General features: G+C 59.6%; 16 protein-coding genes. 5 read left to right on the top strand and 11 right to left on the bottom strand.

The features are described from left to right. Nucleotides 1-52 precede the first annotated feature (52 nt). Nucleotides 53-280 (top strand): YheU family protein, encoded by a 228-nt coding sequence (locus tag ACTD9P_RS10795; RefSeq protein ID WP_056861132.1) that lies wholly within the window; start codon nt 53-55, stop codon nt 278-280. Between the two features lie 7 nt (nt 281-287). Here ACTD9P_RS10795 and csrA read toward each other — a convergent pair whose 3' ends face one another. Further along, nucleotides 288-485, bottom strand: coding sequence for a carbon storage regulator CsrA (gene csrA, locus ACTD9P_RS10790; protein ID WP_138814558.1), 198 nt, complete (start codon nt 483-485; stop codon nt 288-290). Between the two features lie 262 nt (nt 486-747). Further along, nucleotides 748-1,563 (bottom strand): SDR family oxidoreductase, encoded by an 816-nt coding sequence (locus ACTD9P_RS10785; RefSeq protein WP_065911448.1) that lies wholly within the window; start codon nt 1,561-1,563, stop codon nt 748-750. 328 nt (nt 1,564-1,891) lie between these two features. Here ACTD9P_RS10785 and ACTD9P_RS10780 point away from each other — a divergent pair, with 328 nt between their 5' ends. Continuing rightward, a complete protein-coding gene (locus ACTD9P_RS10780; protein ID WP_015885095.1) occupies nt 1,892-2,044 on the top strand; it encodes a DUF3309 family protein in 153 nt (50 codons plus the stop codon). Nucleotides 2,045-2,097: 53 nt separating this feature from the next. Here the strand turns inward: ACTD9P_RS10780 and ACTD9P_RS10775 are convergent, their stop codons facing one another. The 5 genes from ACTD9P_RS10775 to ACTD9P_RS10755 all read right to left on the bottom strand — a co-directional run bounded on the left by ACTD9P_RS10775 (nt 2,098) and on the right by ACTD9P_RS10755 (nt 7,873). Next, on the bottom strand, nt 2,098-4,185 hold the full coding sequence (locus tag ACTD9P_RS10775) for an LTA synthase family protein (protein ID WP_056861129.1): 2,088 nt from the start codon (nt 4,183-4,185) through the stop codon (nt 2,098-2,100). Nucleotides 4,186-4,599: 414 nt separating this feature from the next. After that, entirely contained in the window at nt 4,600-4,791 is a 192-nt protein-coding gene (locus ACTD9P_RS10770; RefSeq protein WP_003172956.1) for a PLDc N-terminal domain-containing protein, read from the bottom strand. Nucleotides 4,792-4,858: 67 nt separating this feature from the next. Then, nucleotides 4,859-5,389, bottom strand: coding sequence for a hypothetical protein (locus ACTD9P_RS10765; RefSeq protein ID WP_438867704.1), 531 nt, complete (start codon nt 5,387-5,389; stop codon nt 4,859-4,861). A gap of 41 nt (nt 5,390-5,430) precedes the next feature. Further along, nucleotides 5,431-5,946: an ankyrin repeat domain-containing protein gene (locus tag ACTD9P_RS10760; RefSeq protein WP_236373881.1), complete on the bottom strand. Its 516-nt coding sequence runs from the start codon at nt 5,944-5,946 to the stop codon at nt 5,431-5,433. A 100-nt stretch (nt 5,947-6,046) separates the two neighbouring features. Next, a complete protein-coding gene (locus ACTD9P_RS10755; protein WP_438867703.1) occupies nt 6,047-7,873 on the bottom strand; it encodes a long-chain-acyl-CoA synthetase in 1,827 nt (608 codons plus the stop codon). 393 nt (nt 7,874-8,266) lie between these two features. Between ACTD9P_RS10755 and ACTD9P_RS10750 the strand changes: the two genes are divergently transcribed. Beyond that, nucleotides 8,267-8,545, top strand: coding sequence for a DUF3509 domain-containing protein (locus ACTD9P_RS10750; protein ID WP_016970113.1), 279 nt, complete (start codon nt 8,267-8,269; stop codon nt 8,543-8,545). A 62-nt stretch (nt 8,546-8,607) separates the two neighbouring features. On the opposite strand, the gene ACTD9P_RS10745 is transcribed toward ACTD9P_RS10750, so the two are convergent. The 4 genes from ACTD9P_RS10745 to aroC form a co-directional block, all read right to left on the bottom strand. Continuing rightward, nucleotides 8,608-8,877: a response regulator transcription factor gene (locus tag ACTD9P_RS10745; protein ID WP_438867702.1), complete on the bottom strand. Its 270-nt coding sequence runs from the start codon at nt 8,875-8,877 to the stop codon at nt 8,608-8,610. Nucleotides 8,878-9,085: 208 nt separating this feature from the next. Next, nucleotides 9,086-9,616, bottom strand: a complete 531-nt coding sequence (locus tag ACTD9P_RS10740; protein WP_438867701.1) for an acireductone dioxygenase — start codon at nt 9,614-9,616, stop codon at nt 9,086-9,088. Beyond that, nucleotides 9,613-10,776 (bottom strand): MFS transporter, encoded by a 1,164-nt coding sequence (locus tag ACTD9P_RS10735; RefSeq protein WP_438867748.1) that lies wholly within the window; start codon nt 10,774-10,776, stop codon nt 9,613-9,615. Before ACTD9P_RS10735 ends, ACTD9P_RS10740 begins: the two co-directional genes overlap by 4 nt. A gap of 163 nt (nt 10,777-10,939) precedes the next feature. Beyond that, nucleotides 10,940-12,031 (bottom strand): chorismate synthase, encoded by a 1,092-nt coding sequence (gene aroC / locus ACTD9P_RS10730; RefSeq protein ID WP_438867700.1) that lies wholly within the window; start codon nt 12,029-12,031, stop codon nt 10,940-10,942. 143 nt (nt 12,032-12,174) lie between these two features. Between aroC and ACTD9P_RS10725 the strand changes: the two genes are divergently transcribed. Beyond that, nucleotides 12,175-13,137, top strand: a complete 963-nt coding sequence (locus ACTD9P_RS10725; protein ID WP_438867699.1) for an alpha/beta hydrolase — start codon at nt 12,175-12,177, stop codon at nt 13,135-13,137. A gap of 99 nt (nt 13,138-13,236) precedes the next feature. Further along, complete coding sequence (locus ACTD9P_RS10720; protein ID WP_438867698.1) at nt 13,237-14,043, top strand: hypothetical protein; 807 nt, start codon at nt 13,237-13,239, stop codon at nt 14,041-14,043. Nucleotides 14,044-14,312 lie beyond the last annotated feature (269 nt).

Genomic DNA, 14,312 nt, shown 5'->3' with positions numbered 1-14,312 from the left:
ACAAGGGGCCCCGGCGCAGTAGCATCGCCGGGTTCCTACCTCTGAGGCTTGTATGCTGATTCCCTACGACGCACTTGAAGTCGACACCCTGACCCGCCTCATCGAAGACTTCGTCACCCGCGACGGCACCGACAACGGCGACGACACGCCCCTGGAAACCCGTGTGCTGCGCGTGCGCCACGCCTTGACCAAGGGCCAGGCCCTGATTGTGTTCGACCCTGAAAGCGAGCAATGCCAGTTGATGCTCAAGCACGACGTGCCCAAGCATCTGTTTGACTGAGCAGGGCTCAGCGGTTGGGTACGGCGTGGGTTTCTGTGGCCTGGCGTTCGAGGATCTTCTGATACACCTCGGCCCGATGGACATTCACACCCGCCGGGGCAGCGATGCCGAATTTCACTTGAGTACCGTTCAGTTCGAGGATGTGCAGGGCGATGTCATCGCCGATGGAGATGATTTCGCCTACAGCGCGGCTTAAGACCAGCATGGCGGTTGTCCTTTTGGAGTGACAGGACCTTGACCATGCGCGATTGGATTTGGCGCAGCAATGGCTTGCGGTTAAATCAGGCAAGGCCTACGCAGGCCGGTAATTTTGCTGACAGACAAGCACCCATAAACAACCTGTGGCGAGGGAGCTTGCTCCCGCTGGGCTGCGAAGCGGCCCCCGCCTTTTGCTTCAAAGGAGTGGGACTGCTGCGCAGTCCAACGGGAGCAAGCTCCCTCGCCACAGTGACAGCACCAGCCCTGACTTAGCCTTTAGTTGCCTGGGCCTTGGCGCGCATCTTGTCGGCCATCAGCGTCATTTCGTCATACAGCAACTGCGGGTTCTTCTGCTTCAACGCCCACGCCATGCGTCCCTGCTCGTGGGGCAAAATCATGAATTCCCCTTCGGCCACTCGCTGATAAATGTAGTCGGCAATATCCGCCGCCGAAATCGGTGAACTCTCGAGCAACTTGCCAACCTGCGCCTTCATCGCCGGTGTAGGCCCACGGAACGAATCCAGCAGGTTGGTCTGGAAAAACGACGGGCACACCACATGCACACCGACTTCCTGCTGCTTGAGTTCCACCAGCAAACTTTCCGACAACGCCACCACACCGGCCTTGGCCACGTTGTAGTTGCTCATCGCCGGCCCCTGCATCAGCGCAGCCATGGAGGCGATGTTGATAATCCGGCCCTTGCTCTTTTCCAGCAGCGGCAGGAACGCCTTGCAGCCCTTGACCACGCCCATCAAGTTGATCGCAATCTGCCAGTCCCAATCTTCCAGGGACAACTCGGCAAAGAAGCCACCCGAAGCCACGCCAGCGTTATTGACGATCACATCAATGCCGCCCAGCTTCACTTCGCAAGCCTGGGCAAAGGCGGTGAGCTGGCTGTAGTCACGTACGTCGCAGCGCTGGATAAAACCATCGCCACCGGCCTCGCGCACCCGCTTGAGAGTTTCCTGCAAGCCTGGCTCGCTGACGTCCGACAAGGCCAACTGCCAACCCTCGCGCGCCCAGCGCAGCGCGATTTCGCGACCCAGGCCAGACCCGGCACCAGTGATCATCATGCGATTTTGCATAGGTAGTAGCCTTGTAGTTCACGGAAGAAGTGATCGGCAGTGTAGCGAAGCTTTTTCCTACACCCACGCACCATCCAGTTGATGAATGCCTCAGGCAAACCGCAGGCCGGGTGCGAGACCGGCTTATAGCGTAAGTTCAATCTTTTTCAACTAAGTGCACGTAATTGCGAACGCATTAAAAGAAATAAGCGAGTGTGCGAAATGCTTTAAGAAACTACGGAATTTTCTGCGCAACTGCACAGTCGGAGTTATTAAGGCGTCCGTAAATAAACCCACGGGCCTGTCGTTAAACAACTGGTCTTTTCAGAAGGCCCACAAGGAAAAAAACATGAGCCTGATTCTGATCATTATCCTGATCCTGCTGCTGGTCGGCGGCCTGCCGGTATTCCCGCACTCACGTAACTGGGGCTATGGCCCGTCGGGTATCCTCGGTGTGGTGCTGGTGGTGCTGCTGGTGCTATTGCTGCTCGGCCGGATATAAAATCCGGACAAAAAAAGAGGCCTCTGGAAGGCCTCTTTTTTATGCCCGGGTGATTAGTCCGGCTTGCCGTCAATCACACCCGCAGTGTTATCCAACAGGCTCTTGGTCGCCGTCTGCAAGAACGACTCAAGTTTCTGTTTCAGCGCGGCTTCGTCCGGCGATTCAGGAATGACCTTACCGGTCGGGTTAGCGCCCAGCTCGTACTCCCACAGTTTTGGTGGCATCTCTTTAGGCAGCACCAGGATGCGGTCAGCAGTGACCAGGGCGACGGTCTGGTCGCTGCCCGACGGCTTGATCACGCCAAACCCCTTGTCGCCTTCCGGCAGGTTCAACAGGTCGCGGCCCCAGCATTGGTGCAAGGTGTCGCCACCCAGGCGGCCCATGATGGTCGGCACGATGTCGATCTGGGTGCCCACCGTGTGGTCACGCTCGCCGAACTTCTCCTGCATGCCCGGTGCAATCATCAGCATCGGCACGTTGAAGCGGCCCAGGTCCATCTCGGTGATCTGTTGCTCGTTACCAAAACCGTGGTCACCCACGATCACGAACAGGGTTTCCTTGAAGTACGGCTCTTTACGGGCTTTTTCAAAGAACTGGCCCAAGGCCCAGTCGGAGTAACGCATGGCCGTCAAATGCTCGTTGAGGCTGCCACGGTCGGTGACTTTTTCAACTGGCAATGGCGTCGGCAACGCATACGGCGTGTGGTTGGACAGGGTTTGCAACAGTGCGTAGAACGGCTTGCCGCCTTCGCGGGCCTTCAACTCTTCCAGGCCACGGTTGAACATGTCCTGGTCGGACACGCCCCACGTCGGGTCGGAGAACACCGGGTTAACGAAGTCGTTGCGCCCGATGAAGTTGGTCATGCCCTGGTTGCTGAAGAAGCCCGACTGGTTGTCCCAGGCGAAATCGCCGTTGTAGACATACACGTCGTCAAACTTGCGCGCGCTGAGCAACTGCGGCAGGCCCGACAGCTTGTGGCTGCCTTCCGGGGTTTGCATCAGGTATTCGAAGCCCGGCAGGTTCGGGAAGCACGCCATGGTGGCGAACATGCCCTGGTGGGTGTGGGTGCCGTTGGAGAAGAAACGGTCGAACAGCAGGCCTTCCTTGGACAGCTTGTCGAAGTACGGCGTGATGTTGCCTGGGCGGCCCAGTGCGCCGACCGAGTGACCGGCGAAGCTTTCCATCAGGATCACTACGACGTTCTTGATCGGCAGGGTTTTCTCGGCCGGTGGCGTGTAGTCACGGCGCACGGCGGCGGTGTCGGTATCCACCAGTTTCTCTTGCGGCAACACCAGCATGTCACGCACGGTCTGGGTGGCCAGCGGCTGGTCCAGGGTGGCTTTCCAGATGTTCGAGCGTTCTTCGGAGAAGCGCGACTTGGCCGCCGCGATCAGCGACAGTGTGCCGTTCAAGCCTAACTGGTTGGCGAAGTTCGATTCGGTGGTGTAGACGTCACCCCAACGCAGCGGTGGGCCTTGGCGCAGGGTGCCACGGATGGCGACTACAGCGATCAGCAGGCACACCACGAACACCGCAATGCGGCTGTACCACGGAGCCACCTGGCGAGTGCCGACGGTGCCGCCGCTGAACGGGCCACGTGGGCGCGTCGCGCGGTCTGCGCCCTTGAAGGCGATGCTCAGAATCAAAGTGCCCACGGCCCAGGACAGCAGGTAGCGCACCACCGGGAAACCGTACCAGAGCATGCTCATTACGGTTTTCGGGTCTTCCTTCACATACTGAAACACCAGGCCGTTGAGGCGTTGGTGGAATTCGCGGTAGAAGTCCATTTCCATCAGGCCCAGGAACAGGGCAATGCTGGACACTACGGTCAGCCAAAAACGGAAGAACCCACGCGCCGCCATGGCCCGTACGCTGAACAATGCCAGCAGCAGCGGGACCAGCGCGTACATCACAAAGCGGATGTCGAAGCGCGTGCCATTGACGAAGGCTTCGAGGAAGGTCGAGGCCGGCGTGTCGAGGATCATCTCGCGGTTGTAGACCAGCAGCGCCAGGCGCAGCAGGGAGAACATCACCATCATGACCAGCGCGCAAAGCAGCGTGTATGCCAGATGGGATTTGACGGTCGGTTGCAGCAAGCGATTAGAAGCTCGCTGCTGACTCAGGGCGTCCGGGTTTGCCATGTCGTTCTAGGACCCATTGGAAGTTTAAGTTTCGAAATAATGCAGTGGCGTCCGACCCTCGCCCAGGCTGGCTGGGGTAGGCGGTTAACGCGGTGGCGCAAATGGTGCCCGATCAACGGCAGCAACGCTATTAATTACTGAATGGGCGCCCAGGACCTGCCGTTAATGGCCCTTGAGTTAGAGCCTTGGCAGAGCCGTAAAACCGCCGAATTGTCTTGGAAAAGATGTGAAAATTGTGTGCAGCGAATAGTTTCGACACACAAAACCTGTGAATGCACCAGAAACTAAATGTGGGAGCGGGCTTGCTCGCGAATGCGGCGTGTCAGTCAAAACATCTGAAACTGATACACCGTATTCGCGAGCAAGCCCGCTCCCACATTGACTGTGCCCACTCTAGATGGAGTGGGTGAACGATCAGATCCGCACGTTACCGCGCGGCCCGGCAATTGCCCAGATGATCAAGCCCAATACCGGCAGCAAAAGGATCAACAGGATCCACAGCACTTTGGCGCCGGTGCTGGCGCCACTTTTGAACACGTTGATGATCGCCCAGATATCCAGCGCCAGGATGATCAGGCCGATAAGACCGTTGAAAGTGGAACCCATGGTGTCGCTCCTAAGTGAGGGCATGCACTTGTAGGATAGTCAGCGTTTGCAGGGGTTCCGTTTTATTTCAGACGTGCACGGCGACTTTCAACGCTTCCAGGGACGGCTCGGCCTTGATCCCGACCTGCGCGCACAGTTCAAGCACGCGCGGCAGGTCATTGCCATACACGAGCACGGCCTGGATCTCGTCATCGAGCAATTGGCTGAAGTTGAGCAGCACGTAACCACCGTCTTCGGGGCTCAACGCGCTCATCTGGATCTGGATGCGGTTCAGCGCGGTGAGGTCTTCGGTCTTGGCCAATTGCTTGGGCTTGAGGTTGAACGCCACGCCCGGGCCGAACGAAGCGACGATCTGCGCGAACAGATCGCCATACGTGTCGGCCTGGAACAACACCGTGTCCGGCAGGCTACCCACCACTACCCACTCACCCAGTGGGATAGGGAAAGTGTCGTCGTAGTTAATGTCCGGGTTCGCGGCCAGAAACGCCGCCGGGTCCGCGTAGGCTTGGGCGGCTTCTGTGGCGATGCGCGCCACCTCGTCCTCGCCCATGACGCCGGCGCTGATTTTGCTGATAAGTTCGACGAGGGCGGTTTGCATGGGAAGGTCCTGTGGCGGGCTGGTTTTTGAGGGCGCGTAGCCTACACCAGTTTCTGCAACTGCGCCGCCGTATCCGCCGCGCCCATGGTATGCGCCGCCGCCAGCGCAGTCGCGCCCTGGGCATCGGTGGCCTTGGGATTGGCGCCTTGAGCGAGCAAGTAGTCGACCATTTCAACGCGGTTGAACATCGCGGCCAGCATCAGCGCTGTGCGCCCGTCCGGGGAAGTTGCATCCACTGGCGCGCCGCCTTCGATCAACGCCTTCACCACCGGCAGGTTGCCTTTAAACGCGGCACCGGCGATTGGCAGCTGGTTCTTGTCGTTGGCAATCAGTGGGTCGGCCTTGAATTCCAGCAACACTTTTACCGCTTCGGCATGACCATGGTAGGCCGCTAGCATCAGTAAAGTGTCGCCGTTGTGATTACGAAAATTGGCCGGCAAGCCTTTGGCCAGCAGCGCAGCCAGCATCGCCGCATCGCCTTTGCGGGCCACGTCGAAAACCTGTTCGGCGAATTCGGCGGCTTCATCGTCGGTCATTTGTTTAGGCTGGTCTGACATGCAGGGCGCTCCTTGTCTGGGAATGTGTATAAGGCGCCCAGTGTCGCGAGGGAGTTCCCTGCTGTCATGGCTTTTTTGTCAAAAGCATTCATAGGCAGAATCAATAACGGAATTGCCCGGCCTGGATCTGCGCCAGTAATTGCCCGGTGACCGGCACATAACTGTCGGAGCCCGGCAGCCACGCGTACACCGGGTCGTTACCGGCCTTGTCCGGGTCGAAGGCTTCCTCCTTGAGCTTGACCTTCTGGTATTTGAAGGTGCCAGTGGTTTCCATCTTGACCTTGATGCGCAAAAACAGCGGCACCGCATAGTGCGGCAACTGGCCGTGGGCAAACTGCAACAGCTCGCGCATGTCCAGGGCCGCCAAGGATTCGCTTGGGGTGATGGCCACCATGCCTGCGCGGCCATTGGTGTTTTCGATCTCGACGCCATAGGCCACTACTTCGGCGATCTGCGGGTGCTGCAGCAACACGTTTTCGACTTCGGTGGTGGAGACGTTTTCGCCCTTCCAGCGGTAGGTGTCGCCCAGGCGATCGACAAATTGCGCATGGCCAAAACCAATGCTGCGCAACAAGTCGCCGGTATTGAAGTAGCGGTCGCCCTTCTCGAACACGTCCGTGAGCACCACTTTGCGGTTCTTTTCCGGGTCGGTGTAGCCGTCGAACGGTGACTTTTCATCGATCCTGGCCAGCAGCAAGCCCTGCCCGCCGGTTTGCACCTTGCGCAGGTAACCGTCGCTGCCACGCAACGGCTCGCCGGTTTCGTGTGAGTACTCCACCAGCGCCCAGTGCTGCAGGCAAAAGCCGATGGTGTTGTCGAAATTCAGCACATTGGTAAAACCGATATTGCCGTCGCTGGCCGCATACAGCTCGCAGATGTGCTCGACGCCATAACGCTGCTTGAATTGCGCCCAGACACCGGGGCGCAGGCCGTTGCCGACCATCTTGGTGACCTGGTTATCGCGATCCTGTGCGCTGGGCGGCTGGTCCAGCAGGTAGCGGCACAACTCACCGACATACCCCAAAGTGGTTGCGTTGAATTTGCGCGCATCGTCCCAGAACTGGCTGGCGCTGAATTTGCGCCGGATGGCGAAGCCCGACGCGCCGACAATCGCCGAGCCCCAGCACACGCACAGGCCGGTAGCGTGGTACAGCGGCAAGGTGCAATACAGGACGTCTTGCGGCCCCATGTCCAGGGCGATGCTGCCGAAACTCACCGCCGTCTTGGTCCAGCGCCCGTGTTTCATGATGCCGGCCTTGGGCAAACCGGTAGTGCCGGAGGTGTAGATATAAAAACACGGGTCGTTGAAGAAGATCTGCCCGCTGCTGGCAGGGTTGTCCAGCAGGCTGTCGGCGCTGACGGCCATCAGGTCGGTGTAGCCCTGCGGCACCAGGTTTGAAGACTGATCAGCCACAAACCAGTTGCGTTCGGCCGCAATCGACACTTGATCACGCACGGCCGCATAGGCGGATTCCAATTCCCCGCCCACCACGATCGCCACCGGGTTCACCAGGTTCAGGCTATGCACCAGCGCCGCCTGGGTTTGCGCAGTGTTGAGCATGGCGCAGATACCACCCAGCTTGGCCACGGCCAGTACGCTGAGGAGCAGTTCCGGGCGATTTTCAATAAACAGCGCGACCACATCACCCTTGCCGATGCCCTGCGCCTGAAGGTAATGAGCCATACGATTGGCGCGCTGGTTGGCTTCGCGGTAGCTGAGCACGCTGTCGCCGTACAACAGCGCCGCGCCGTCGGGGTTGCGCAACGCAGCCTGTTCAAAGTGCCAACCGAGGCCGCAAGGCTGCGCGGGGTCAGTGACATTCGCGGCGCGCATGCCGCGCACGACGCGTGGCAGGGCTCGAACAATCGTAGGCACCTTACGTAAGAGCTTGCCCCACGTGATCATGTCGTCTTGCTGATGGCTCATGGCGGAACGTCCTTTTTCTTATTCTTCGTATGATCCAGGGATAGCGGCAGCCCTGTAGGCAGATGCCGAATGCCTTGCAGGAAAATACGCCTGCCATTCTTTGGCTGTACATGCGGGATTTGAAAAGTTTTGTATCCCGAGCCAGCCACCACAGAAAGGGAATTTTGCCCGGTCGAGGCAGTCCTTATGCTTAAGGCGGGCCTGAAACGGTCGGCGCGGATAACGCAAAATGCAGGATGCACGATGGCCATTCATGCAAATTGCACGAAGCCGAAAATTTAGAAAAATTTTAACTTATTGATTTATAAAGACTTTTTAAGATATCCAATACTGGCACAATCACTGCACCTATCTCTCCATGCTTGCCCACTTGAGCCAACGGAGCTGATAGACATGAGCCTGATCCAAGATAAATTCGCTTCTGTATTCTCCCAATACGACGTCACCACTCAGCCACGTCCCGACGGCGGTATCCTGCTGACCCTGCGCAACAGCGAAGGCAAACAGGTCAAGCGCTCGATCTCGTATCAACAGCTGCACACCGCTGACCAACTGACTTGGGTGATCAGCGCTATCCGCCGCGACCTGGCCGAACAAGCCAGTGAACTGCCACAGATTTCGATGCTGCAAAGCCAGAATCGCTTTGCCTTGCCGACCTACCACTCGGCATAAGCAACCGATAACCAAAAAGGGCCGCGACGCTTACAGGCGTCGCGGCCCTTTTTTGTGTGTCTTCAGCACAAACCTTGTCGGCTGGCCGCATTCATCGCCTGTACGCGGTTGGTGACTTCCAGCTTGCCGTAGATATTGCGCAGATGAAATTTGACGGTGGCTTCAGAGGTCGCCCGAATCTGGCTGATTTCCCAGACGGTCTTGCCTTCCGAGGCCCAGCGCAAAATTTCCAGTTCTGTGGGGGTGAGGGGCTTGCCGCCCAGGCTCAGACGTCTTCTAACGGTCATCGGCGCGTCCACCGGCGTGCGACACGACTGCTCTGGGCCACTCATTGTGCTCTCTCCTTTAGTAGTGAATGCCATACCACCTTTCGGATTCCTGCTATTGACAGGTGATATAAACATCGAGTCCGCAGAGAGTTACATAACGAATGGATTGAAAGCATAGGGCACAGTAGAAACAGCTACGCCCTACAAATAATTAGGCTTATTCCCACAACAACTTCCAACTTGCCTGGGTGGCACATTTAGCTATCTGTGCTTAGTCGTCCAGACCGGGAAAATCATCGGCAATAGTGTCGCCTGTGAGTTGAGGCTCAGAGCCTTTAGCGGTGTTGAACAAACGCAAGGTGACGAAGTGCGGGTTTTCGCCTATATCGAACCAGTGCCGCATGCCGGCTGGAATCACCAGCAGGTCATTTTTCTCACAACGCACGGCGTAGACATAGTCGCCCACGTGCAGGTTGAACAGGCCCTGGCCCGCCACGAAGAAACGCACGGCGTCTTCGCTGTAGCGGCGCTCATTGAGGTATTGCGCGCGCAGTTCAGCGTTCTGTGCCGGATCGCCCGCCGCCCTGAGCACGTCCACGGCAGCGTAGCCGAGGGCATCAATCTGCGGCTGGTACGCGGCGATCATGTCGGCATCGCTGGCGCCCTTCTCAATCGGCGCCGGCTGCCAGCGCGCGAAGCGCACACCGTGTTCGGCCAACGTCGAGACGATGTCGTCAAAGTGGGTCAGGACCTTGTTCGGGGTATCCCCAGTGGCGACGGCATAAACAGCGACATAACTCATTGCTCGGTTCCTTTATTCGGCTCTTGCAATCGAAGGCCCATGATAATGGCGGCGGCCAGGGCGGCGACGCTGGCGATGCTGAAGGTCAGGGTCGGGCCCAACAGGTTCCAGCTGTAGCCGGCGTAAAGGGCGCCCAACGCGCCGCCGGTGCCGGCCAGCGCCGCATACAGCGCCTGGCCCTGGCCTTGTTGTTTGGCGCCGAAGCTGCGTTGCACAAAGGCGATGGCGGCCGCGTGAAAGCTGGCAAACGTAGCGGCGTGCAGCACCTGCGCCAGCAGCAATACCCAGAAAATTTCGGCAAATGAGCCCAACAGCAGCCAGCGGATAGCCGCCAATACAAAACTGGCCAGCAGCACCCGTCGCACCGAAAAACGCGTGAGGATGCGGCTCATGGCCAGGAACATCAGCACCTCCGCGACCACGCCCAGTGCCCACAGCATGCCGATCACGCCACGGCTATAACCCAAATGTTCAAGGTGCAGAGTCAAGAAGGTGTAATACGGGCCATGGCTCATTTGCATCAGGGCCACGCAGGCATAAAACGCCAGTACGCCGGGGCTGCGCAATTGTTTGAGGAAACCGTCACCGGCCAGGCGGTTGCCCTGCACGGCGGGCTGCGCGTTCGGCACCCACAGGCTGGCGCCAATAATGCCGGCCATGATCACCACGACCACCACCGGGTAAATGTCCAGGCTCAGCCCGTCGAACAGGCGACCCATTATCACCACGGTGAGGATAAAACCGATGGAGCCCCACAGGCGGATCTGGCTATAGCGCGCCGTTTGCTTTTGCAAGTGCGCCAGGGTGATCACTTCAAACTGCGGCAGCACCGCGTGCCAGAAGAACGCATGCAACGCCATGACCAGGGCCAGCCAGGCGTAGGTCTTGCTGATAAATATCAGCGAGAAACTCGCCAGGGTACACACCGCGCCAAAACGCACGATGGCCAGGCGCCGGCCGGTGTAGTCGCCGAGCCAGCCCCACAGGTTGGGCGCCACGCAGCGCATCAGCATGGGGATGGCCACCAGTTCGCCGATGCGCGCGCTGGAAAACCCCAGATGGTCGAAGTACAGCGCCAGGAACGGCGCCGTCGCCCCGAGCAGGGCGAAGTAGAAGAGGTAGAAGCTGGAGAGGCGCCAGTATGGGAGCGCTCCCGTCAGCATAAGTGGCTTGTGGCGAGCGAGCTTGTCGAATCGTCGCGCCGTGCCGCCGGGCTGCGAAACGGCCCCAATAGAAGCGCCGCATTTTTCCAGCTGATACCGGATCGTAGGCTTAGGGGCTGCTGCGCAGCCCAGCGGGAGCAAGCTCCCTCGCCACAAGCCGTCACAGCTGGCCCAACACCGGCGTACTCACCTGCACATCGGCATTTTGCCCACGGTTGCGCAGCAGGTGGTCCATCAACACGATGGCCATCATCGCCTCGGCAATCGGCGTGGCGCGGATGCCCACACACGGGTCGTGACGGCCCTTGGTGATCACGTCCACCGGGTTGCCGTGCACATCGATCGAACGGCCCGGCGTGGTGATGCTCGACGTGGCCTTGAGCGCCAGGTGCGCAACAATCGGCTGGCCGGAGGAAATACCACCGAGGATGCCGCCCGCGTTGTTGCTGAGGAAACCTTGCGGGGTCATTTCATCGCGATGCTCGGTACCACGCTGGGCGACACAGGCAAAACCGGCGCCGATTTCAACGCCCTTGACCGCATTGATGCTCATCAGCGCGTGGGCCAGTTCGGCGTCGAGGCGGTCGAAGATCGGCTCGCCCAGGCCCGGTTTGACGCCTTCGGCGACCACGGTGATCCTGGCACCGACCGAATCCTGGTCGCGGCGCAACTGGTCCATATAGGCTTCCAGTTCCGGCACCTTGTCCGGGTCGGGGCTGAAGAAAGCGTTGTCGTCAACGCTGTCCCAGGTCTTGAACGGGATTTCAATCGGGCCCAACTGGCTCATGTAGCCACGGATCACGATGCCCTGGGTGGCCAGGTATTTCTTGGCAATGGCGCCGGCGGCCACGCGCATGGCGGTTTCGCGCGCCGAACTGCGGCCACCGCCACGGTAGTCGCGCTCGCCGAATTTGTGGTGGTAGGTGTAGTCGGCGTGGGCCGGGCGGAACAGGTCCTTGATCGCCGAGTAGTCCTTGGACTTCTGGTCGGTGTTGCGGATCAACAGGCCGATGGCGCAGCCGGTGGTACGGCCTTCAAACACGCCGGAGAGGATCTCGACTTCGTCGGGCTCCTGGCGCTGGGTGGTGTGGCGGCTGGTGCCGGGCTTGCGGCGGTCGAGGTCACGCTGCAGGTCTTCCAGAGACAACTCGAGGCCTGGCGGGCAGCCGTCGACAATGGCGACCAACGCCGGGCCATGGCTTTCGCCCGCGGTGGTGACAGTGAACAGCTTGCCGAAGGTATTGCCGGACATGCAGGGCGCTCCGTGAAATCAGTTGAATCAACTCAACCGTAATAACTTAAGGCGGCCAGTATACGCAGGCTAACCGACTAGTTCATCCTCGAAACCTTACCGGTAGACGTTGGTCCAACCGGCACCTTCCTGATGATGGCGCAATGATGCTGCGAGTTTTGCTTTTGACCCTTACCCTGTTTTCCAGCCTTGGCTTCGCCGCCTCCCCTGTTGTGCTGCAACGGCCGATCAGCCTTGACACCGGCAGCGGCGAGTTGTTTGGTTCGCTTCTGCTGCCAAAATCCGACAAACCTGTGCCCGTGGTGCTGATCATCGCCGGCTCCGGCCCCACCGACCGCAACGGCAACAGCGCCGACGGCGCGCGCAACGACAGCCTCAAGCGCCTGGCCTGGGTGCTGGCGCGCAATAACATCGCCAGCGTGCGCTACGACAAGCGCGGCGTGGCCGCGAGCCTGGCCGCCACCCCCGACGAACGCAACCTCAGCCTGGATGCCTATGTGGCCGATGCCGTGGCCTGGGGCAAGCTGCTCAAGGCCGACAGCCGCATGGGCCAGTTGATTGTGCTGGGCCATAGCGAAGGCGCGCTGGTCGCCGCCCTCGCCGCGCCGCAACTCGATCCGGCCGGGGTTATTTCCCTGTCTGGCAGCGCGCGGCCGGTGGACCGGGTGATCCGCCAGCAACTGGCCGATCACTTGCCGCCTGCCCTGTTGTTGCGCAGTAATGAAATCCTCGACCACCTCAAGGCCGGCCAGGTAGATGCCGACGTACCACGCCCGTTGGAGGGCATTTTCCGCCCCAGCGTGCAGCCGTACCTGATCAGCCTGTTTCGCGCCGACCCATCGGCCGCCTTCGCCAAACTGACGATGCCGGCGTTGATTATCCAGGGCACCAACGATATCCAGGTGGGCGTGAAGGATGCCCAACAGTTGCAAGCGGCCAAGCCGGACGCACAGCTGACGGTGATTCAAGGCATGAACCACGTGATGCGCATCGTGCCCAAGGATGTGAAGGAACAGCTGGCGTCGTACAACGACCCCAAACTGCCGCTCGCCGCCGAGTTGGGCCAACGTATCGTGCGCTTTATCGACGGACTTCAACCCCGTTAAGCGACTATTTGCCTCCAGTCCTGAATAAAACGGCCGATAAGCCCAGAGTCGACAGTAAAAAGACTGTCGACTTGCAGGGCTTGGACAGGATCGCGCCGCATGACTGACACCGAAGCAACACCCGACTCTACCGCCGACACCCCGGCTGAAAAACCCGAGGCCGTCGAGGCGGCGGCGCTGCCATGGGCGGACGTTCAGGCCGAACATTTCAAAATGCTGCGCCTGGCGCCGCTGGCGACTGATCGAGCCACCGGCGCACGGCCGCTGCGGTTTGTGCAGTTCGGCTATACCGAGCGCCATGACAAAAAACACAGCCTGTTGCGCATGGTGATCCAGTTGCCCGGCCAACGCGTGCGCCGCGAGCAGAACCACCTGGATATCTGGGTAGACCACGAGACGCACCGTGTGCACTTTGGCCCGGGCAACAGCCTGGAGATCGAACCGGCCAACCGTGGACTGGGGCGCTTTCTGGTTGCACAGGGCGCCGCGTGGGCGAAAAAGAAGTGGTCACATTATCGCGTCGACGGCGTGGACCTTGCCAACAAGGATGCACTCAACGAAGCCACGCGCCTGCGTCGCGATCATTTCCTGCGCATCCAGGGTTTTGATGTGGCCTACGCCGATGTGCAGCACCTCAAAGGCAACGTGCAACCCGGCAAAGTCAGCGAAGTGCTGGACAGCTGGAACGCCGAGAAGGTGCAGTACGTAGAAATCCTCGAGGCGGCGCAAATGCTGCAACAGGCCGAGCACAACCTGGCCGAGCAGGAAGTGAAGCTGCGCAAGGAAGAAGAAAAGGTCACCAAGTTCAAGCGCGAAGACAGCGGGCTGCGCTTTACCATTACGTGCCTGGTTGCGTTTACGGTGTTTCAGGCGGGGTTGTTGATCTGGATAGCCACACATCGCTGAAAGGTTGGAATGCAACCAACCTGTGGGAGCTGGCTTGTCGAATCGTCGCACCGCTGCGATAGCATCAACTCGGTGTGCCTGATGTACCGAGGTGTCTGCATCGCAGGCGAGCCAGCTCCCACAGAAAAGCAGCTCTTCAGTGCATGCAAATCCGCAGCCGACCTCATATTCAAAACTGCATGCGGTCAACTGTGGGAGCGGGCTTGCTCGCGAATGCGGTGGGTCAGTCAATTTATCTGTCTCTGACACACCGCATTCGCGAGCAAGCC

This window comes from Pseudomonas onubensis (genome assembly GCF_965653655.1).
Lineage (GTDB): Bacteria > Pseudomonadota > Gammaproteobacteria > Pseudomonadales > Pseudomonadaceae > Aquipseudomonas.
This window is presented reverse-complemented; position numbering and strand designations above follow the sequence as displayed.

What these genes read in the sequence shown, in the direction of transcription:
- ACTD9P_RS10775 (WP_056861129.1), bottom strand. Translation starts at nt 4,185, where the DNA reads ATGGCAAACCCGGACGCCCTGAGTCAGCAGCGAGCTTCTAATCGCTTG.
- aroC (WP_438867700.1), bottom strand. Translation starts at nt 12,031, where the DNA reads ATGTCCGGCAATACCTTCGGCAAGCTGTTCACTGTCACCACCGCGGGC.
- ACTD9P_RS10765 (WP_438867704.1), bottom strand. Translation starts at nt 5,389, where the DNA reads ATGCAAACCGCCCTCGTCGAACTTATCAGCAAAATCAGCGCCGGCGTC.
- csrA (WP_138814558.1), bottom strand. Translation starts at nt 485, where the DNA reads ATGCTGGTCTTAAGCCGCGCTGTAGGCGAAATCATCTCCATCGGCGAT.
- ACTD9P_RS10770 (WP_003172956.1), bottom strand. Translation starts at nt 4,791, where the DNA reads ATGGGTTCCACTTTCAACGGTCTTATCGGCCTGATCATCCTGGCGCTG.
- ACTD9P_RS10750 (WP_016970113.1), top strand. Translation starts at nt 8,267, where the DNA reads ATGAGCCTGATCCAAGATAAATTCGCTTCTGTATTCTCCCAATACGAC.
- ACTD9P_RS10760 (WP_236373881.1), bottom strand. Translation starts at nt 5,946, where the DNA reads ATGTCAGACCAGCCTAAACAAATGACCGACGATGAAGCCGCCGAATTC.
- ACTD9P_RS10780 (WP_015885095.1), top strand. Translation starts at nt 1,892, where the DNA reads ATGAGCCTGATTCTGATCATTATCCTGATCCTGCTGCTGGTCGGCGGC.
- ACTD9P_RS10795 (WP_056861132.1), top strand. Translation starts at nt 53, where the DNA reads ATGCTGATTCCCTACGACGCACTTGAAGTCGACACCCTGACCCGCCTC.
- ACTD9P_RS10720 (WP_438867698.1), top strand. Translation starts at nt 13,237, where the DNA reads ATGACTGACACCGAAGCAACACCCGACTCTACCGCCGACACCCCGGCT.
- ACTD9P_RS10725 (WP_438867699.1), top strand. Translation starts at nt 12,175, where the DNA reads ATGATGCTGCGAGTTTTGCTTTTGACCCTTACCCTGTTTTCCAGCCTT.
- ACTD9P_RS10745 (WP_438867702.1), bottom strand. Translation starts at nt 8,877, where the DNA reads ATGAGTGGCCCAGAGCAGTCGTGTCGCACGCCGGTGGACGCGCCGATG.
- ACTD9P_RS10740 (WP_438867701.1), bottom strand. Translation starts at nt 9,616, where the DNA reads ATGAGTTATGTCGCTGTTTATGCCGTCGCCACTGGGGATACCCCGAAC.
- ACTD9P_RS10755 (WP_438867703.1), bottom strand. Translation starts at nt 7,873, where the DNA reads ATGAGCCATCAGCAAGACGACATGATCACGTGGGGCAAGCTCTTACGT.
- ACTD9P_RS10785 (WP_065911448.1), bottom strand. Translation starts at nt 1,563, where the DNA reads ATGCAAAATCGCATGATGATCACTGGTGCCGGGTCTGGCCTGGGTCGC.